Source organism: Chitinophaga qingshengii, assembly GCF_014529935.1.
Classification (GTDB): Bacteria; Bacteroidota; Bacteroidia; order Chitinophagales; family Chitinophagaceae; genus Chitinophaga; species Chitinophaga qingshengii.
This window is the reverse complement of the sequence record NZ_JACVFC010000002.1, coordinates 108,335-129,472: the sequence shown is the minus strand read 5'-3', so window position 1 is coordinate 129,472 and position 21,138 is coordinate 108,335. Positions and strand designations below refer to the sequence as shown.

Annotated in this window: 14 protein-coding genes and 1 tRNA gene; 11 read left to right on the top strand and 4 right to left on the bottom strand. The window is 48.8% G+C overall.

Annotated elements, in window-relative coordinates; all coding sequences use genetic code 11:
• Positions 1 to 12: 12 nt before the first annotated feature.
• Positions 13 to 684, bottom strand: coding sequence for a uracil-DNA glycosylase (ung, locus tag ICL07_RS15835; RefSeq protein ID WP_188089001.1), 672 nt, complete (start codon positions 682 to 684; stop codon positions 13 to 15).
• 134 nt (positions 685 to 818) lie between these two features.
• On the opposite strand from ung, the gene ICL07_RS15830 reads away from it, so the two are divergent.
• Together ICL07_RS15830 and ICL07_RS15825 are read left to right on the top strand one after the other, a co-directional pair.
• Positions 819 to 892 (top strand) — tRNA-Arg (locus ICL07_RS15830).
• 104 nt (positions 893 to 996) lie between these two features.
• Complete coding sequence (locus tag ICL07_RS15825) at positions 997 to 2,064, top strand: DUF6630 family protein (protein WP_188089000.1); 1,068 nt, start codon at positions 997 to 999, stop codon at positions 2,062 to 2,064.
• Here the strand turns inward: ICL07_RS15825 and ICL07_RS15820 are convergent, their stop codons facing one another.
• On the bottom strand, positions 2,065 to 2,565 hold the full coding sequence (locus tag ICL07_RS15820) for a DinB family protein (RefSeq protein ID WP_188088999.1): 501 nt from the start codon (positions 2,563 to 2,565) through the stop codon (positions 2,065 to 2,067).
• Positions 2,566 to 2,745: 180 nt separating this feature from the next.
• Here ICL07_RS15820 and ICL07_RS15815 point away from each other — a divergent pair, with 180 nt between their 5' ends.
• Positions 2,746 to 4,287 carry a S41 family peptidase gene (locus tag ICL07_RS15815; protein ID WP_188088998.1) on the top strand — a complete coding sequence of 514 codons (1,542 nt, stop codon included), beginning with the start codon at positions 2,746 to 2,748 and terminating at the stop codon, positions 4,285 to 4,287.
• Positions 4,288 to 4,339: 52 nt separating this feature from the next.
• Here the strand turns inward: ICL07_RS15815 and ICL07_RS15810 are convergent, their stop codons facing one another.
• Entirely contained in the window at positions 4,340 to 5,137 is a 798-nt protein-coding gene (locus ICL07_RS15810) for a hypothetical protein (protein ID WP_188088997.1), read from the bottom strand.
• 119 nt (positions 5,138 to 5,256) lie between these two features.
• Between ICL07_RS15810 and ICL07_RS15805 the strand changes: the two genes are divergently transcribed.
• From ICL07_RS15805 to ICL07_RS15795, 3 genes are read left to right on the top strand one after another with little or no spacing between them, the layout of a single operon-like run.
• Positions 5,257 to 5,895 (top strand): hypothetical protein, encoded by a 639-nt coding sequence (locus ICL07_RS15805; RefSeq protein WP_188088996.1) that lies wholly within the window; start codon positions 5,257 to 5,259, stop codon positions 5,893 to 5,895.
• Between the two features lie 19 nt (positions 5,896 to 5,914).
• Complete coding sequence (locus ICL07_RS15800) at positions 5,915 to 8,359, top strand: zinc-dependent metalloprotease (RefSeq protein ID WP_188088995.1); 2,445 nt, start codon at positions 5,915 to 5,917, stop codon at positions 8,357 to 8,359.
• A 42-nt stretch (positions 8,360 to 8,401) separates the two neighbouring features.
• Complete coding sequence (locus ICL07_RS15795; protein WP_188088994.1) at positions 8,402 to 10,882, top strand: zinc-dependent metalloprotease; 2,481 nt, start codon at positions 8,402 to 8,404, stop codon at positions 10,880 to 10,882.
• 74 nt (positions 10,883 to 10,956) lie between these two features.
• Here ICL07_RS15795 and ICL07_RS15790 read toward each other — a convergent pair whose 3' ends face one another.
• Positions 10,957 to 11,553, bottom strand: a complete 597-nt coding sequence (locus ICL07_RS15790; protein WP_188088993.1) for an RNA polymerase sigma-70 factor — start codon at positions 11,551 to 11,553, stop codon at positions 10,957 to 10,959.
• Between the two features lie 249 nt (positions 11,554 to 11,802).
• On the opposite strand from ICL07_RS15790, the gene ICL07_RS15785 reads away from it, so the two are divergent.
• From ICL07_RS15785 to ICL07_RS15765, 5 genes are all read left to right on the top strand, one after another.
• The gene (locus ICL07_RS15785) at positions 11,803 to 13,032 is read left to right on the top strand and encodes a FecR family protein (protein ID WP_188088992.1); all 1,230 of its coding nucleotides are present in this window, start codon (positions 11,803 to 11,805) and stop codon (positions 13,030 to 13,032) included.
• Positions 13,033 to 13,068: 36 nt separating this feature from the next.
• Positions 13,069 to 16,476: a SusC/RagA family TonB-linked outer membrane protein gene (locus tag ICL07_RS15780; protein WP_188088991.1), complete on the top strand. Its 3,408-nt coding sequence runs from the start codon at positions 13,069 to 13,071 to the stop codon at positions 16,474 to 16,476.
• A gap of 12 nt (positions 16,477 to 16,488) precedes the next feature.
• Positions 16,489 to 18,012 (top strand): RagB/SusD family nutrient uptake outer membrane protein, encoded by a 1,524-nt coding sequence (locus ICL07_RS15775; RefSeq protein WP_188088990.1) that lies wholly within the window; start codon positions 16,489 to 16,491, stop codon positions 18,010 to 18,012.
• 143 nt (positions 18,013 to 18,155) lie between these two features.
• The gene (locus ICL07_RS15770; RefSeq protein WP_188088989.1) at positions 18,156 to 19,235 is read left to right on the top strand and encodes an AI-2E family transporter; all 1,080 of its coding nucleotides are present in this window, start codon (positions 18,156 to 18,158) and stop codon (positions 19,233 to 19,235) included.
• Complete coding sequence (locus ICL07_RS15765; RefSeq protein ID WP_246485077.1) at positions 19,236 to 21,092, top strand: outer membrane protein assembly factor BamB family protein; 1,857 nt, start codon at positions 19,236 to 19,238, stop codon at positions 21,090 to 21,092.
• The last annotated feature ends 46 nt before the right edge of the window (positions 21,093 to 21,138 follow it).

Here is a 21,138-nt window from a genome sequence, read left to right as displayed (position 1 = left end):
ATACTGAAATGATCAGAGGCGCCAGTCAACCGGTTCAATGCCGGCTTTGAGCAGCAGCTCATTGGTTTTGGAAAAGTGTTTGCAGCCAAAAAATCCGTTGGCTGCGCTGAAAGGCGAAGGGTGCGCCGCTTTCAGGATATGGTGGCGGGTAGCATCTATGAGGATTTGTTTATCCTGCGCAAAACGTCCCCACAGCAGGAATACCACATTGTTTTTTTGTTCGGATATTTTCCGGATAACCGCGTCGGTGAAGTTTTCCCAGCCTATTTTACTGTGAGAGGCTGGTTCACTGGCTCTTACCGTCAGGAAGGCGTTGAGCAGGAGTACCCCATTTTGCGCCCATTTGGTGAGGTTTCCGCTGGTGGGTATTTCCAGGCCCAGGTCAGTTTTCATTTCCTTGTAGATATTAACCAGGGAGGGGGGCGGTTTAATACCGTCCGGTACGGAGAAGCTCAGTCCGTGTGCCTGTCCGGCGCCATGGTAGGGGTCTTGTCCGAGGATCACCACTTTCACGTTGTCAAAATGGGTTTGCTCAAACGCGTTGAAGATGTTGTTACCGGCAGGGTAGATAGTCTTTCCCAGTGCTTTTTCGTGTTTCAGGTGCATGACAATCTCCGCGAAATAGTTCTTGTTGAACTCATCTTTGAGTATCTCTTTCCAGCTTTCTTCGATCTGTACATCCATAGTTTTTCAATCAATATTTTGGAAAAAATAAATTAAATTTGATTTATTGGAAAATATTTCCATAAATTTGCACTCCCAAAATGAGAGATAAATATAGGAATTTATTTCACATTGAGAAGGAAAATAAAATATAAGTCTCGGTAGCTCAGCTGGATAGAGCAACTGCCTTCTAAGCAGTAGGCCATTGGTTCGAATCCAATCCGGGACACAGGAAAGAGGAAAATTGCGGAAGCGGTTTTCCTCTTTTTTATGCCTATAAAGTCAGATTGTCGTACCTTCTCTTTTCAGTTAATCCAATATGCCTATCAATTTATGACAAAAAAAATCACAAAAGCCTATACTACTAAGGCAACCATTGACGCCCGGACCCTGAAGGAATCTTTTACTGTTACGGTGGATGTATTGAAGCAAAAGGCGTTGCTGGATAACATTGCGCTGGAAGATCACGCTATTGCAGCAGCGATCAACATCACCATAGACGATTTTAAACGTTATACTGAATGTGATACAGCACCGGAAGAGATCTTTAAGCAGCTGAGAGCCACATACCCTGCTTACTTAACCGGAAACTACGCTCAGATAGTAATGGAAGATGAGATAGCAGATCCTTATGAAGAAGAGATAGCTGCGTTGCATTCCATCGCCAGGTACCTATTAAAAGATAAAGCAGTTGAATTTGAGCGCCTCCTCCAGGAGCTGCAAAAAACGCCTGTGAGAGCGTTTTTAGAACAACAGCGGGATATACTGGAACGTGTTGTAGACGTTGATTACCTGCTAGATGATAAGCGGGATCGTATTGAGGAGGTATTGCTTTTATTGGCGCTGGCGGTCGGTCATCAACTGGTATCGGTGATAGACTGGAGCGGGGAAGAGGAATTGGGAGATGTGAGAGCAGCTATTTCTCACATGTTGGCAATACAAAACCATGGTTCCTTCCAATGGAAAAATGACGGGATCGAAGAAGATATACTTGCCTTGCAACCCAAGCGGGGAGAATATCTTCCTTTATTATTCAATGCACTGAACGCAGCCTTGAATGCAGAAGGGTTTAGCCTTGGGCACCTGAATATCGGACACGATTGTTACTATTACTTCGTTTTACCCACACCGGAATTTGAGCAGATCGTACACCTGTCAGGGGAAGGCTTTCTGGTAATGGATGTCAATACATATGAAATATACCTGCTGACTGCAGGTGAACAAGATGCAAAAATTACCCTGTACCTGAAGAACAAACTGAATATCCCTTTGGGAGAGATCAAGTCTGTTATGGAAAAAGGGGAAGTGCTGGTAGCCACCGGAAGCATGTCGCTCATAAAGAGCGTGAAACGCGAGCTGGCCGCTATCCACGGGAAATATGAAATCAGGCGAAAGGGTTGATTATTTGGCAGCCCTCACCCAGCGCGGCGCATCGCCGGTATCTTTCCGCAGCAGCATATTGAGCTGGGCCGCATGATGCTGTACATGCCGCATATTGTACAGGAACAACTCAAAAACAGGCATTACCTTGTTTCCTTCTACTTCTACCCATGATTGTGTGAAATCGTTTTCCGTCATGTTGAAGAGGAGGTCATGGCATTTTTTTCTGCTGGCCTGTAAATAGGACAGTATTTCATCCTGACTATAAATGCGGTCGGGGATAATATCGTCGATGGCATCTTCCGGGATATCTTCCGTGAGTGTGAACGGAAGCGGGGAGGCGGGCGGGCCGGCAGGAATGGTTAAGTAATAATCGAGAAAAACGGCTACGTGATAGGAGATGTAGAAAAACTTCTTCTCCGTATACCAAAGATTTTCAGGATAGGCGGAAACAGCATTGATCAACATATCGATGCTGGCGCCAAATTGTTTCCACAGGCTGTCTTTATGTGTTTGTAACATGGTGTTGCTGTTTTTGGGTAACCGGTTTACCGTTGGTAGATTGTGATATTAAATATACTTTTTTGTTAGCCCTTTTCCTGATTTTATTGATAAACCTCGTTAGTTTTTCAAAACCATTTAAGGCGTATATTCGCAAGGTAGCAATATATATCAACCAACATTGCCACTGGAGAATAACTTATGAGAAAGCTGTTTTTATTGTTTTTGCTGTCACAATCACTGTCACCGGAGATAATGGCCGGAACGCCACCGGCGAACGACAGTACCGGAATTTATAACAAAGTACTGACACCCCGGCAAATGAAGGAGGACCTGCAGGTTTTCCGCGACATCCGGGAAAAGGCCAATTCCGGGCTATATCGCTACCGTACCCAAAAGCAGATCGATAGTATTTACAGGTGGGCGGCCAGGGAAGCTAAAAAGCCCCTGAGTACCACGGAGTACTATAAGATTCTGCTGCAGTTGACTGATTTTGAAGGCAGCTGCCATAATTATACGGAAGTAGGGAAAGACTTACTGGATTACCTGAATCGTCAGCGTGGTTTTTTCCCTTATGATGTAAAGTATATCGAAGGGAAAATCGTTTTCAACAATCAGACGGCCGATATTCCGGCCGGGTCCCGTGTGTTGAGCGTTAACGGTGTACCGGACACTGCGCTGATGCAATCTTTTTACAAGTACTGCACCGCAGACGGCTATACGATTACGCAGAAACTGACCGGCAGCGTACAGCGTTCCTTCGGGCTGCGTTATCTGCTGGAATACGGTGTAAAGGATCATTTTACGGTTACTTTTACACCGCCGTACAGTACGGAGGTAAAGACGGTTACCCTGCCGGCTGTTACCCTGGACGCCCGTAAAGCGAACCTGCTTCAGCGTTTTAGTGCACCGCTGGACAGTATCATCGATTATAATGTGCAGCCGACGCACAGTTTCCGGATGATGGACTCCTCCACCGGACTGCTCAGTTTCCGGATATTCAGCATGGCAGATGGTGCGGATGATCCACGGTTCCCGGGATATGTACGTTTCATCGACAGCGTGTTCCAGGTATTGGACAAGAATGCCGTACCCAACCTCATCATCGATATCAGGGGCAATCCTGGTGGTAGTGATCCTACCTTTGAGCAACCGATGATGTATCTTACCGATCATCCTTTTAAAGAAAATGTGCAGGCCTATATTAATTTTGACCGGGATACGATTCCTTATATGCAGTATTTCTGGGGGGTGAGCACTACCGCCCGGATGACGCCCGCAGAACTGGTGGAAGGCAAAAAGTTCCTGAAAGAAAATTTCCAGCCCTACAGCAAGGGAAGAAGCTACCAGGCGCCTGCGGTGAACCCGGTTTATCACCCCAAACAACCAGCCTATAAAGGACATCTATACCTGATGATGGATGAAAACACGGCTTCCGCCGCCTCTCATCTGGCTTCTCTGGTGAGAGCCTATGCGCGGAATGTCACCATCGCAGGAGTGGAAACAGTGGGTGGCTATTATGCGCATAATGGTCATTCGCCATTGGTGTATGAACTGCCGCACTCGAAAATCAAAACGAAGTTTTCCATTGTATATGTTGAGCAGGATGCGCCTGTGAAGCCTATGCAACCGGAAGGCAGGGGTATTATGCCTGACCATGAAGTGTGGCAAACGTTCGACGATTACATGAAGGGAAAAGATACTCAGATGGAATATGTGCGCAAGTTGATTAGCGGGAAGTAGTTGCTAAAGATATTTCTACCTGAAAAGCCTTACAATGCTATATTGTAAGGCTTTATTTTTTCGTTCGTTCACATGCGCCTGTTTGCATATTGATTTTCACGATATCAATATGTCCATTCACTTCTTCTCCAAATACATAAAAGTTACCTTCTTCACCGAGTTCTAGCCGGTAGGTAATCCGGGAAGCGCTCTGTTTATCGAGCCTGTTCTCCTGGAAGATCTCTCCGGCTTTTTCGTAGGATATGGCGGCATTCGCCGAAACGCTGTCAAATGCAGGTGTATCAGGCTGGATTAATTTTTTCAGCAACTCTTTTTCAGGATGCAGCCATCCATCGTTTTTCACCAGGGCGCCGCTGGAAGGTTCGTTGTTGATAACACAGCCTTCTGCAAAGCGGCAATCATGGCTGCCCAGATAACCCATCATACCATGATGCAGGTAAGCATAATGATGGTAACCGGAGATGTAATATTGCAAGCCACCGGCAGTAGTAGCTACAACGGTGTCTGTTTTCAAAAATATATCATAGGGCATCGACATGGTAAAATAAGTACTATCCGTTGACGAGTAGTTGAACCGGGGTTTTACCAGTGTATCCCGTATAAATTGTCCTCCTCTCAGGATTTTAAAACGCAGTTGGCCGATCTCGCGGGGCTTGAATCCCACAAACCGGATCTCCGGTTTTTCGGTAATCACCTTTATTGTATCGCATAGCCGGGAGTATTTTTCCCCGTCTTCTTCCGCCTGCCGGAATTTCCGCTCTGAGCTTATCCAGAAGCCGCCGATAAGGAGAAGAAGGAGTAGCAGCACGCTACCCAGGAATATCAGGCTGTATTTGACCAATTTTTTCACACGGATGATTTTTACAAAAATATAGGATGTGGATGGTACATCGGCAATCTGATAAATTTTCGCCGGCCACTAGTTCATATTCGTCCTTCCCGTGTTTGAATAGCTAAATAGTTAATCAGATGCTGTTTAGAAAGAAAGATTGCGGACTGGGTGGAATAGCTGTCTTGTTATGTACCCTGCTGTATGGCTGTGGGGCCAGGCATACGGCGCCGGGAGGGAAGGAGATGCCTGACAGAAGCATGCTGCCCGACCATCATATTCTTAACCTGGGGGAAGATCAGCAGGCAGACCAATGGAAAGATGATGCCGCCGGTTTCCCTTTTGTACCGCGTTATATGGAATGGCAGCTCAACGGGCGCCAGGCAAAATTTGTAGTACTGTCGTTGCCTGATATGGCCGATGATCAAAAAGTGGATGAACTGATAAACCGTTACCAGATAGCGGCGCCTGTGCTGATCGGTCAATGGGCGTCCCGGCAAACGGGTATCCTGCTTGATCTGCGTAACAACGGAAACCATACACACAAAGCCGAATTCCTGGTACAGGCCGGAGAAACATCTTTCCCGGCAGTGCTGGTATGGGACGACGCTACCACCGAACGGGCCAACCGGTATATACAATGGATAGAAACCTTGCCACTTGTTCTTCATGCCAGCCGGCCGCTGCTCAATGACAGCCTCCTGTTGCAGTTGCCCGCTACCGGGCTTCCTGACAGACAACTGTTACAAGATCCACCTGCCAAACGCTGCTTTTACTAATCGCTAACACTAATTTAGAATGAATCGTTATGCTTATATACCATGCGTAATGGTATTGGCTTCCTGTGCCATGTTTAAGAAAAATGGCGGTAAACAGCCTCTGCCCGTACAACAGGAAGTCCCCGCCGGAAAAAATGGCAGGTTACCCTATAATAAGCTGATTACAACGAATATGCATACTCAGCGTGGCCTGTTTACAGTACATCATACTGCCGGTATGGACACCGTATTGTTTGAAATCGGGGAACCGTTGCTGGGAAAAGATATACTCACCATTAACCGAATCAGGAAGGTGTCCGGTGGGGTAAAAATGTATGCAGGGGAGCAACTGGCCAACAATACTATCTTTTTTGAAAAAGGGAATAACGGAACATTGTTGCTGCGGCAACGCTACCTGCTTAACAGGGCCGATAGTTCACAGGCCATCCACCGGGCGGTGACTGCCTCCAACACCCAACCGGTACTGGCAGTTTTGCCTATTCTCGCCTATGGAAAAGACAGCGCCAGTTTTGTCGTAAATATGACCGCCGTTTTGAAAGATCCTGCCAGTTTTGTGAATGATGCTGAAGGGGCACAGATCAATAATTTTCTCACGGTAAAATACATGAAAGAGCATGAGGTGACTGGTATACGGGTGTATCCTGCTAATGTGGAAATAACGGTTTCCAAAAATGGGATGGCCGATAAAACGTTGTATAGCAAAGTACCTTCGCCTGCCAGTCTGGAAACCAATACCTCGTTTGTGATGCTGCCGGAAAAGCCGATGCAGCCGCGTTATGCCAATAAGCTGGTGGGATATTTTTCAGATGATCTGATAGCCTACAGCGATACCCAGCAGGCGGTAGATAAGCGGGGCCTGATCAACCGCTGGCGGCTGGAACCAAGGCCGGCAGACAGGGAACGTTATCGCAACGGCGAACTCGTGGAACCTGCCAATCCTATTGTATTGTATATCGATCCGGCCACTCCCCGGCAGTGGCGTAAATACCTGATACAAGGGGTTAATGACTGGCAACCGGCTTTTGAGCAGGCGGGGTTTAAAAACGCGATTACTGCCAAAGAATGGCCGGAAAATGATACCAGTATGCATATGGAAGATGTACGTTATTCTTTCATTAACTACCTGGCTTCAGAAATAACGAATGCTTATGGTCCCAATATCCATGATCCCCGTAGCGGAGAAATCATTCAGACCAATATCGGGTGGTATCACAATATTGTGGAACTGCTGCAAAGCTGGTATATGATACAGGCCGGGCCCAACGATCCTATGGCGCGTATGTCCCGCTTTGACGAAGCGTTGATGGGACAGCTGATCCGCTTTGTATCCAGCCATGAGATTGGACATACCCTGGGTTTGAGGCATAACTTCGGCAGCAGCAGCCAAACACCGGTGGACAGCCTGCGCAGCATCACCTATCTGCGACAGCACGGACACACGGCCAGCATCATGGATTATGCCCGGTTTAATTATGTAGCACAACCGGAAGACAGCATCCCGCAGGAACTGCTCTTTCCCCGCGTAAATGAATATGACAAATGGGCCATTGAATGGGGATACCGGCTTACAGATGCAGCTACACCCGAGGCGGATAGCCGCATCATGAACCGGCTGGCAAAAGACAGGCTGGCTGCCAATCCCCGGTTATGGTATGGCGACGGTGAGTCCGGCTCAGGCGACCCCCGCTGTCAAACCGAAGATCTGGGTGATGATAACGCGAAAGCCAATACGCTGGGTATCCGCAACCTCAAACGGGTAATGGCTAACCTGGCTGACTGGACAGCCGTAGAGGGTGGATTCCGTGAAAATCTCGGTAACGCCTATAACGCAATACTCTCACAATACTATAACTATCTCAATCATGTAGCCAACAATGTTGGCGGTATCTGTTATACCCTGCGTGCCGACGAGGATGAGCAACCATCGTTTGTGCCTGTAGACAAAGAAAAACAGGTGGCAGCGTTAAACTATGTTAATCAGGAGCTTTTCACCACTCCTGAATGGATATTGGATACGGCCATCCTCAACAAATGCCACCTGCCTTACACGATGAACTATATCGAGGATATGCAGATAAAGGCTGTCAATGTGCTGCTGAGTGCCACTAAACTAAACACGTTGCTAAGCCTGACCAAACGTTTCGGAACAGACAAAACACTTACTGTGGAAGAAACACTGGCGAAGGTACGGGGTGTTATATGGCAGAACCTGACCAGTCCTGCCGTGCATATCGATGCCTATCACCGCAATATGCAAAAGGCTTGCATTGGCGCGCTCTTTACCATCATCAAAAGCGGGGAGCGGGATGTGAACGAATCGGATGCCGTAACGGTAGCAACCGCAGAAATTAAAATCCTGTCCGGCATGATCAACAAAGCGCTGCCAGCGGCCGCCAATAGTGTAGTAACAGCCCACCTGGAAGATCTGCGGGAAAAGATAGCGCTGCTTTCCACTCTGTTATAACAAATCGAAAAAATTATCTACTAAAACCATTCATATTCACTAATGAAACGTTATTTCTATATTCCATTTTTAGCTGCAATGGCTTCCTGTGCCGTGTTTAAAGGGGGAGATAAAAAAAAGAAAAAAGCTGTTGCTGTTACTCCGGCCGCTACGCCGGTTAAACCTGCAGCTGCACCTAACAAAAACGGCGTCAAACCTTATGCTTCCGTGATCACTGCCAACCTGAATACTCAAAAAGGCCTTTTTACGGTACATAAGACCCCGGAAATGGACAGCATATTTTTTGAAATAGGTGATAAACTATTAGGAAGAGATATACTGGTGGTGAACCGTATCCGCAAGGCCCCCGGTGGAACCGGCGCCTATGCCGGCGAAGAACTGGACAATCATACCATTATTTTTGAAAAAGGACCGAATGAAACTATCCTGATACGCTTAAACCTGGTGATCAGCGATGCGGACTCCTCCCAGTCCATTTACCGCGCCGTTACCAAATCCAACCTGAACCCGGTGATCGCCACCTTCCCTATCAAGGCATATGGAAAAGATACTGCCAGTTATGTCATTGATGTCAGCAAATTTTTACGCGAACCCGGCTCTTTTGTGAATTCCGGAGAGGGGCATGAAGGGTTGAAGAAAACGCTGGACGTGAAAACCATGAAAGACCTGGAAGTACAGTCCATCCTCGCCTTCCCGGAAAACGTGGAAATAGCGGTTTCCAAAAACGGGATGACAAAACCTATCGGCGGTCTTACGCCGGTACCGGCACGCCCTGCTACCCTGGAAACCAACACCTCCTTTATCGCCCTGCCTGAAAAACCTTTACAGCGCAGGTTTGCCGACCAGCGGGTAGGGTACTTTGCCGACTATTTCATGGAATATGGCGATAACCAGCAGAAAGTAGAGAAACGCGCTTTTATTAACCGCTGGAGACTGGAGCCTAAGCCGGAAGATATGGAAAAATATAAACGGGGTGAACTGGTGGAACCGGCGAAGCCAATTGTATTGTACATCGATCCGGCTACGCCTAAACAATGGCGTCCATACCTGATCGCGGGGGTGAACGACTGGCAGGTGGCTTTCGAACAGGCCGGCTTCAAAAATGCCATCATCGCAAAAGAATGGCCTGAAAACGATACCACCATGCATATGGAGGACGTACGCTACTCCTTTATCAATTATTTTGCCTCCGAGGTATCCAATGCCTACGGTCCCAATACCCATGATCCCCGCAGCGGAGAAATCATACAAACACATATCGGCTGGTATCATAATGTAATGGAACTGTTGCACAACTGGTACATGATACAGGCCGGCCCTAATGATCCGCAGGCCCGCCTGCCCAAATTCGATGAAAAGCTGATGGGACAACTGATCCGTTTTGTGTCCAGTCACGAAGTGGGGCATACACTGGGACTGCGCCATAACTTCGGCAGCAGCAGCCAGACACCGGTTGACAGCCTGCGCAGCATTTCTTATCTGCGTAAATACGGCCATACCGCCAGTATAATGGATTATGCCCGCTTTAATTATGTAGCCCAGCCGGAAGACCGTATTCCGCAGGAGTTGCTGTTTCCCCGTATCGGTGAATATGATAAATGGGCCATTGAATTTGGGTACCGCGTGGTAAACGCGCGTACTTCCGAAGAAGATAACAAGATCATGGGCAAGCTGGTAACAACCCGTCTGGAAGCCAATAACCGCCTTTGGTTCGGAGATGGCGAGAGCCGGCAGATAGACCCGCGGTGCCAGACAGAAGACCTGGGAGATGATGCCGCCAGGGCAAGCATCTATGGCATTAAAAACCTGAAAAGGGTGATGGCCAACCTGCAAAAATGGACCCGCGAAGATGACGGGCAGCGGCAGGCGCTGAAAAGCATGTATGAAAATGTGATGCAGCAATATCACCGTTATGTGGTACATGTAGCCAAAAACATTGCAGCCGTACAGTACACCGTATATCCAGACGGAGATGACCGCCCGTCTTATGTGCCCGTGCCCAAAGCCCGGCAGCTGGCGGCGGTAAAGTTCTTTAACGATGAGTTATTCAATACGCCACTTTGGTTACTGGAGCCTTCCATTACTGACCGGATAGATAACCCGGCGGTGCAGACACCCGTAGACCTGATGCAGGTCAATGCGGTAAACAGCCTCCTGGATGCGAGCCGCATCAATTATGTGATGATGCTGGAACGCCGCTATGGCACTGTAAAAGCGTTGGGTATTGAAGAGTACATGCAACTGCTGCATCAGGGTATCTGGTCAGATCTCAACAGCGGCAGTGTGAAAGTGGATGCTTATCATCGCAATATGCAGAAGACGTACCTGGGGGCGCTGTACAAAATTACCCGCGACAGTAAATCCACCGTCAGCGAATCGGAAGCGTCGTCTATCGCCAGTGCGGACATCCGCGCCATTGCTGCTATGATTAATAAAGCCATACCCCGTGCTGCTGATGAGTTAACGAAAGCACACCTGGTATCGATGAGTGAGAAAATAGCGCTGATGGCTAAGAATATTTAAAGGCTCTCATAAGCAAAAATCAACAACATTGTGATCAGCCCTGTGGATATCTATCCGCGGGGCTTTTTCGTTGATTACGCTTTGAGTAGCGCGGTGCCGGAGAGTAAAAAAAATAACAGTAGCTGCTCGTCCGAAAACCGCAGCCGTAGCTGCGCCAGCGCTTTGGCCTTATGTTCCTTTACCGTGAACACGGAGATGCCCAGTTGTTCTGCAACGGCTTCCAGCCGTAAACCTTCGAAATAAATCATACGGAATACCTGTTGCCGTTTGGCGGGCAATAACGCAATTTCCCGGTGAATGGATTGCAGTAATTCGGCGTGCACCATCTGCTGCAGAATATAGTCTTCCCCTTTCTGATCATCCAGGTAGATCATTTCCTGCAGGTAATGATCCTGCACTTTCCGGTGCCGCAGCTGATTCAGGCAGGCATTGCGGGTAGACGTATACAGGAACCCTTTTATACTTTTGGGATGATTAAAGTCCGCATGTTTATGCCATAGTTTGACATAGCAGTCTTTCACAATGTCTTCCGCTTCATCTGCGTCGGCAAGCAGCTGTGCTGCAAAGAATACCAGCGGCTTGTAATATGCTTTGAAGAATGCATCAAAGGCTTGCGGGCTCCCTTGTTGAAACGCGGGAATAATTGCTTCCAAATTATCTAAACTCTCCATTGCGATAAACTGTATTGGTTGACAGACCCTCTCCGGCGGGCTAAACTAATCAAATATGCGGATACCTGCAAGCGGGACAACTGGCAGGAAAATTTTTTTTTCAGCCGGACTAGTTCAACTATCTGTACACCGTGTTTTAATCATTAAACAGGTACAAATTTGTTATTATAATGCTAATGGCCTGAAAATGTGTGTGTACTGAGGTATTTTTCGGGTTGGTAAATTTTAGCTCATTAAAAGAAGTTCAACTTGTCGATATCATTATCAGAGAAAGACCGGCAGCAGCTGGAGACGATGGAATGGGTGGCGGAGCTGTTGCATCGCCGGCTGCAGGACCGTCTCACGGAGGAGGAAACCGCAGCGTTGCAACGCTGGATGGATGCCCGGTCTCAGGAAGACAGGCAGTTTTACGAAGCATTGCAGCAATGGCCGGCACTGGAGAAGCACCTCGCAACGATGGACAGTATCCGGGAAGATGCTGCCCTCGAGGAGGTAAAACATCGAATTGAACCGGCAGGAGAAATAACGCCGCCGCGTATCCGGAAGATGGTATGGTACCGCGTGGCAGCGGCTGTTGTGGTGTTGTCAGCGGGCATTGGCCTGTTGTGGCGCCATCATCGATCACCATCACTGGCAACGTTACCGGTAGCAGAACGTTACCAGGGCGAAGCCTTACCGGGTGGCAACAAGGCCACGCTGCAACTGGCTGATGGCAGCATAATTGTATTGGACAGCGCAGCGAACGGACCACTGGCACGCCAGCAACAAGCGGTAGTGACGAAAACCGCTGCCGGTACATTGGCGTATGAGCCGGTAAATACCACCAAAGGCGCAGCAGTTGTTTTTAACACCATTACTACACCCAAAGGAGGACAATACCAGGTAGTATTGCCGGATGGCACACGGGTATGGCTAAACGCCGCTTCATCCCTGCGCTACCCTACGGCTTTTACAAATGCCGAAAGGATGGTGGAATTGAAGGGGGAAGCTTATTTTGAAGTGGCGCCCCTGGCGGATAAACATTTCCTGGTAAAAGTAACAGGCAGGCGGCCGGCTGATATTACCGTGCTGGGAACGGCTTTTAACGTGAACGCCTATACTGACGAACAGCATAATATTACCACCCTGGTAAACGGAAAAGTAAGCGTGTCTGCCGCGGGCAAACAGGTGATGCTGCTGCCATCGCAACAGGCCGTGGTAGCCGGTGACCAGTCGCCGGTAGTACGTACAGCCAACATGGAAACGGCGCTGGCCTGGAGAGAGGGTTTATTCCCGCTGGAAGGAGCCGGTATTGAAGAGATTATGCGGCAGATTGCCCGCTGGTATGATGTGGACATTGTATACCAGGGTGAAGTGAAACAACAATTTGTAGGGAAGATCCCGCGTAATATGAAGTTATCTGCTGTGCTAAAAGTATTGGAATCTACCGGATGGGTACATTTTAGTATTTCCGGGAAAACTGTTACTGTAGCGCCTTGACAACAACAACCAACAATCTAAACGAAGTTTAGTTACATGCAACAACCAACTGTGAACAGGCAGCGCCATAGCGCTGCTGGCAAAGATGTTTTGCGCCGCAGCGGCTGCTTTGGCAGTTTACTGCTAAGCGTGATACTGCCTGCCGTCTCTCTTTCCGCCCAAACCGTTACTTTATCTGCCAACCGTATGCCGCTGGAAAAGGTATGCAAAGAGGTAGAAAAACAAACCGGGTACTATTTTGTGTACCCGGCCAACCTGCGGCAGAACAATCCGCTGGTGACCGTGGCATTGAAAAATGCAGATGTGAACACCTCGCTGCGGGAGATCTTTGACCGTACATCCTACCGCTATGAAGTGACCGACAAGGTGGTTTCCATCAATACGGCGCTACGGAACAATAAGCCGGAAAAAAATATAGCAGCCAAGGATACTTTGTCCATTACCGTGAAGGGTAGGGTCACTTCCCTGCAGACATTCGGCCCCCTGGAAAATGCATCCGTATCTTCTTCCTTTACCCAACGCACTACGCTCACCAACGAAAAAGGGGAGTTTGAACTGAAAGGGGTGTTGCTGGGAGAAGAGATCCTGGTCAGTTATGTAGGGTATGAAAAATATAAAGCCATTGTTACGCAACCCACTGTCAATGTAATGATGCAACCGGCAGATAACCTGTTGGATAAAGTGGTGGTAAAAGCCTACGGGGTTACCAGCAAACGTTTCAATACGAGTAGCATTGTCACCGTTTCCGGTAAAGAACTGCAGGACTTGCCGGTACAAAACCCTTTAATGGCTTTGGAAGGCAGGGTGCCGGGATTAATGATTACACGGGCCAATAACTCGCCCGGATCTCCGTTACGGGTGGAAGTCCGGGGTAGAAACGGCATCAATGGCCTTGTTTCATCTGACCCGTTGTTTGTGATTGACGGAGTACCGCAAACTGTACTGGACGTGCAGCCACAGTCTCCCCGTGGAAATGCGAATATTATATCTGACGGTCTCGATCAGTCGGGAATGGGGAGAGGGCTGAACATGATGTTTGGGCTGGGCGTGAACGATATTGAGTCCATCGAGGTACTGAAAGATGCCGGAGCTACGGCTATCTATGGCAGCCGTGGAGCCAACGGGGTGATCCTCATCACCACCAAAAAAACGCAACAGGGGAAAACCCGCTTCTCCATGAATATGTCCCAGGGTATCAAAACAGCCGTAAAGTATCAACCGTACCTAAATACAAAAGACTATCTGGCTATGCGCCGGCAAGCCTATGCCAACAGCGGCCTCACTCCTTCGCCGGTACCGGGGCAGAATGGTTATGCACCGGAGCTATACCTGATGGACACTACGCGTTATACCGACTGGCAACGTTATATGTATGGAGGAACCGGTTTGTATACGACGGTGAACCCGCGGCTGACTGGCGGTACTGCCACCAGCTCCTATATGGTGTCGGGTACTTATACCAGGCAAACCGACATTACGCCTTCCAGTGCCAGAGACCAGTCGGCCAGCGTATTGTTAAAACTGGATAACCGCAGCCTGAACAACCGGTTTAAGTCATCTCTCAGCGCCATGTATATCAACAGCGTTAACTCATCCCCCGGTAATCTGGGGTCGCTGGGCAATCTGCGTCCGCACGAACCAGAGGCATATGACAGCCTGGGTAAATTAAACTGGGTGGAATACAAGAGAGTGGGGCAGAACTATCCCTTCAAAGGGCTGCGACAGAATTATGTTTCCACAACGAACCGCATCAACGCAGGATTTAGTGCAGGGTACACTGTGATGGACGGCCTGGAACTTTCCGCACAGATCGGTTATAACAGCTCATTCAATAGCAGCGATTATTTGAGTCCGATGTCGGCAGAGGCACCTAAGTCTGTGAGTGGTTCAATTCCTACGGGGCAGCATAGTGCCGGCAGTACGAATATCAGCAACCTCACCGTAGAGCCTAAACTTAACTGGAACAAGCCGGTTGGCAATGGGGTACTTAATCTGCTGGCGGGAGGTACGTATCAGTCCAACACTACTAAAAGCAACTATATCGGCGGCATAGGATATCTCAGTGACGATATGATCCGGGACCTGTCTGCTGCACCCAGCATAAATGTTCGGAATAATGTGGGGCAATACAAATATGTGGGCGTTTTCGGTTCCCTCGACTACAACCTGGCAGGCCGGTATATGGTTACACTGAGTGGCCGCCGGGATGGCAGCAGCCGGTTCGGACCAGGAAAACAGTTTGGTAATTTTTGGGCAATTGCTGCCGGATGGATTATGAGTGAAGAATCCTGGGTCAGAAAGTGGTTGCCAGCGGCAGTCAGCTTTCTGAAGTTGCGCGGTAGCTATGGCCTTACCGGAAGTGATGGTGTGGGTGACTATCAATATTTATCACAGTGGGCATATCCGCAATATTCGGATGGTATCAAAAATACGCCGCTGAAATACAATGGCGTGGCGCCCCTGATGGAAACGATCGTTGCCAACGATCAGTTTCACTGGCAAACCAACAAAAAGCTGGAACTGGCGCTGGAGTTCAGCATGTGGGATAAGATCAACATAATAGGCGATTGGTACCGTAACCGCTGTGACGACCAGTTGCTCGGATATCCGTTGCCGTTATTCACAGGTTTTAATACCATTACCGCCAATACGGTGGCGAATGTGCAAAATGCCGGTGTAGACCTGATGGTGAATGCCGAGTTGTTGAAACGGAAAGATATTAACTGGAGTATCAGTTTTAACATCAACCGTCAATTCAACAAGTTACTGGCTTATCCCGGCCTGGAGCTGTCGCCTTATGCTACGCTCTACAGGGTAGGCGAGTCCCTGAATGCCCAGGCACTTTTCCATTTTCTCGGCAGAGATCCGAAAACGGGGGAAGGGCATTACCAGGATCTTAACGGTGACGGAAAGATTAACTACAATTATGGCGTTGCACCAGGCACGGCAGATGATGACCGGGCAGTTTTCCTGGATATGAATCCTGCATTCAGCGGTGGATTTCAGACCTCGTTCCGGTATAAAGGCTGGCGGATTTCACCGTCATTCAGTTTTATACGTGTCATTAAACCGATAGGGTATATGGCGTATGGTACCGAATTAGGTAATATGTCTTATTGGCAACTGGAACATCAATGGTCACCCGACCGGCCCGATGGACTATTACCACCTATGACGGCTGTGAAAACGACGGAGCCCGACCGTTTTTATAACTCAGATGCCAATTATAAAATGATCAATGTATTCCGGCTGAAAGGAATGCTGCTTTCCTGGAATATGCCACAGGCTTGGTTAACCAAAGCCCGTATGTCGCAACTGGCATTCACGCTGAACGCAGATAACCTGTGGTTGCTGACCAACTACCATGCGGGGGTAGACCCTGACATTTCAGGCGCTGTTCCCAGTATCCGTACGGTTACACTGGGTTGTAATATATCCTTCTAAAACAAAAAAGTGATGGTTTATCCTAAATATAAGCGTAGTACCGTTACCGTAGTACTTGCCGTGCTGCTGACGATGGCAGGCGGATGTAAAAAGCTGATAGAAATTGATCCGCCGATCAACTCTGTGAATACCGGTGTTGTGTTAAACGATCCGGAAAAAATTACTGCCGCCTTGTCCGGCATTTATTATACGCTGATGACGAATACCGGCACGCCTACTTTCAGTAACGGGCATATGACGGTCTACGGCGGACTGCTGGCCGATGAATTGTATCCTTACAGCGGCGCGGCCGTAGCGGTGGACTACCAGTTTTATACCAATAAGCTCCTGTTACAGAATGAACTGGTGCAGCCCATTTTCTGGACTTGTGCCTACAAGGCGATTTATCTCACTAACGCTTTGCTGGAAAATATCCGGTTAACTACTGCGCCTGTTATCACAGACAGCATCAAAAGGCAGCTCACCGGAGAATGCCGTTTTGCCAGGGCTTTTTGTTATGCTTACCTGGTGAATAATTTCGGAGATGTGCCAATGCCGCTGAGTACCGCCGTGATGGAAGAAGCCCGGCAAAAACGCCAGCCGGTTGAGAAAGTCCGGGAACAGATGGTGGAAGACCTCAAAGCAGCGGCTGAACTACTGCCGGACAATTTTAACCTGACACAGGGAGAAAAAGTGAGGCCTAACAAATATGCAGCGATAGCGCTACTGGCGCGCCAATATCTCTACATGGGAAAATGGGAAGACGCCGTGGCGCAGGCAACCGTCATCATCAACAGTGGAAAGTTCAGTCTCACCGAACTGGAAAAAACTTTTGGTCCTGGCAGTGCTGAAGCGATCTGGCAAATGAAACATGCTGTAGAAGGCGATGGGATTTCGCCCGATATGGAAGAACCACGGTTACTGATGCCACAGGCCAGTTTATCGCTGCTGGACCCAGCCAGCCGGGAGATGATGCTGGAGCCGGACATGTTCAGGGAATACAGTTATATGTTTATTGCTCCTTATATCATGACCGCCCAGCTGGTACAGGCTTTTGAACCGGGCGACAAGCGCCTGGATAAATGGACGGACAGTCTTACCGCTCCTGCTGTGGCTCCCTGGAATGGTATCAGTTACCGCTTTGCCGCCAAATATCCCCGGTTCACAGCGAACCAGGAAATAATACCTCCCTATTATACGGTGCTGCGATTGGGAGAGCAATATCTTATCAGGGCAGAGGCCCGGGCTCATGCAGGCGACCTTGCCGGAGCCGCCACCGATCTGAACACCATCCGTTCCCGTGCGGGATTGCCTGCTACCAGGGCCGCTTCCGGGGAAGCGCTGCTGGACGCAGTAGCACAGGAGCGCCGGGTGGAGCTATTCGTAGAATGGGGACATCGCTGGTTTGATCTGAAACGTACCGGCAAAGCGGCGGACGTACTGGGGAAGATTCCTGAAAAACAACCATGGTCCAATGATAAACTGCTTTTATTCATTCCACCTTCTGAAATACAAAATGCCCCCGCCCTTTCACAAAACCCTGGTTATACCTGGTAATTTGTCCTGATGCCATTCATCGATTACAAGCCCCGGAAACAATATCGTTTCCGGGGCTTCTTTGTTAACCCCTGTTGATCATTGCTTATTCGCCAATCTTTTAGTAATTTGTTTGTATCCGAAATAAATCCGGTTTTCCGATTATGAGCACCCGAATTCCATCCACCTCCCGGAGGATCATCGAAACCATCATTGTGCTGTTGCTGCTGCTGGGGCTCATGTATGCCTTGTACGACGCCCTGAAGATATTTTTCGGGGTGTTCACTTTCGCGATTATTTTTTCTGTCTCCATGTTTAACCTATACGAAAAGGGGGTAAAATGGCTGGGGGGCCGGCGCAAGCTGACGGCAGTCATCTATTCCATTTTGCTGGTAGCGGTAGTGGCGCTGCCCTTTGCCTATGCTGTTTCTACCATCAACCAGCACCTGAAAGATATAGGGCAGTGGTTAATGACGGCGCGGGAAGACGGCATTCCGGACCTGCCCGTATGGATCACCAATTTACCCCTGGTAGGCAAAGAGATTGCGCAGTTCTGGCATGAGCTACAGCTGCGTCCACGGGAAACAGCCGGTATCTACGAAAGGCAGATCATGCATAGTGTACATCACGTAGTGACGACAGGGGTGGGTATTCTGGGTATGGCCCTGCAGGTAGTGCTGGGCATTGTTGTTTCTGCTATTTTCCTCGTCAGTGGCGACCGGCTGATGCGCCCGGTGCGGGCGACCATGACCCACATGTTTGGTGATAAAGACGGCTATGCCCTGCTGGCTGCCACTGCACAGGCTGTTAAGGGTGTTTCTATCGGTGTAATGGGCACCGCGCTTACCGCTGCGGTCGTTTCCTGGATAGGGTTTAAAATAGCCGGTATTCCGTTCGCCCTGGCATTAGCGGCGGTGGTGTATTTCCTGGTACTGATACAGGTAGGACCGCTGTGGGTTTGGATTCCCCTGGTTATATGGATGGCTATGCAGGGAAGCACCGGATGGGCTATCTTCCTGGCGATCTACGGCGCCGGGGTGTTGGTGCTGGACAGTGTATTAAAACCGATTCTCATTGCAAAAAGCGGAAAACTTCCGTTTCTTGTGCTTTTCCTCGGAGTTATCGGCGGTATGGTCGCATGGGGATTTACGGGTATGTTCAAAGGCGCCATTATCCTGGCGGTGTTCTATACTGTCTTTAACTCATGGCTGGAAAAAACAAAATACTATGCACCTAAAGACTAAATGATGAGACAATTTTTCCTGCTGAGCACCTTTGCCTTGCTTATCCTATGCAGTACAGTGACAGTAGCCCAACAACCTTTCCGGTTTGCACTGATGACCGATATCCACGTAGGCAGTGACAACGCCGCAGAAGACGTACAACGTAGTGTGGCCGATATTAATCAGAATCCATCCATTGCTTTTGTGATTATTTCAGGAGATATCACTGAATTTGGCGCGGATGAAGAACTGAAACTCGCTAAACGTTTACTCGACAGCCTGAATAAACCCTGGTACATTATCCCCGGCAACCATGATACCAAATGGTCTGAAAGTGGTGGTAACACCTTCCGCCGCGTATTCGGCAATGAAACATTTTCGTTTAAACATGGGGGTTATTGGTTCATCGGTACCAACTGCGGTCCTAATATGCGTATGGGCCCCGGGCAGGTACCCCGCGAAAATGTAGTGTGGCTCGATAATTTGCTGAAAACAAAAGATACCACCACACCGATTATTTACATCAACCACTACCCGCAAAACGCGGACCTCAATAACTGGTATGAGGCGCTGGATCGCCTGAAACAACATAATATCCAGCTGATCCTTTGTGGTCATGGTCATACCAACAAGACCTATGATTTTGAAAATATTCCGGGTGTAATGTGCCGTTCCAACCTGCGGGCCAAAGACAGCATCGGTGGATATAATATCATCACTGTTGCCAACGGGCAAGCTACCTTTGAAGAACGTACCCCGCTGATCCATAAAAACCGTGAGTGGACAGTACGACCGCTGAAAAGCCACCATGCCCGTTATGACGCTGCGCCTTTCGAGCGCCCGTCATATGCCATGAATGATTCTTTCCCGGGAGTAAAAGTACGCTGGGCTTTCCAGGATAACAGCGATATCGGTTCCGGTATGGCAATGGCCAAAGACCTGGTGATCTCCACCAATACTGCTGGCGAAGTATATGCGCTGCAGGCGGGTAACGGTAAAAAGAAATGGACATTCAAAACCGGTGGAAAAGTATATGCTACACCGGTAGTAGACGGTGATAATATTGTGGTAGCCTCTTCCGATCATTATATCTACTGTATCCAGGCATCCAATGGTAAACAACGTTGGCGCGTTGAAACCGGTAAACCGGTGGTAGCCAGTGCGCAGATCGCTAACGGTATCGCCTATGTAGGCGCGTCTGACGGGCGTTTCCGCGCCATCAATGTGAATACCGGAAAACTGGTATGGGAGTTTGAGGGCGTAAAAGGTTTTGTGGAAGATAAACCACTGGTATACCAGGGCAATGTGTACTTCGGCAGCTGGGGCAACGATTTTTATGCCCTTGACGCTGCTACCGGCGCGCTGAAATGGAAATGGAACAACGGCGCTTCCAACCGCATGTTTTCACCGGCGGCCTGTTACCCGGTGGGGGCACAGGGCCGTGTGTTCATCGTGGCGCCGGACCGTTACATGACAGCTTTTGATGCGCAAAGCGGCCGCGTTATATGGCGTAAAAACAGGGCTGATGTGAGAATGCGCGAATCTATCGGACTGTCGGCAGATAGTAGCCAGACCTTCATTAAAACCATGGAAGGTAACCTGTATGGCGTATCTGCTACTGCTGATACTATGCAGCTGCTTTGGCAATCACCCATTGAAATGGGCTATGAGCTGAATCCTGCGGCTGCCATTGAAAGGGATGGCGTGATCTTTACCCCTACCCATTCCGGTGTGGTGTATGCGGTTAACGCGAAAGACCATACGTTATTATGGAAACATAAACTGTCCAACTGTTTGGTGAATGCGGTGCTGCCCATTGGCGACCGGAAAGTGCTGGTAAGCACCATGGATGGTAAACTGGCCTGTATCGGTTATTAAACACATTTTTACATAAAAAAATAAAACAGGCGGACATTTTTGTCCG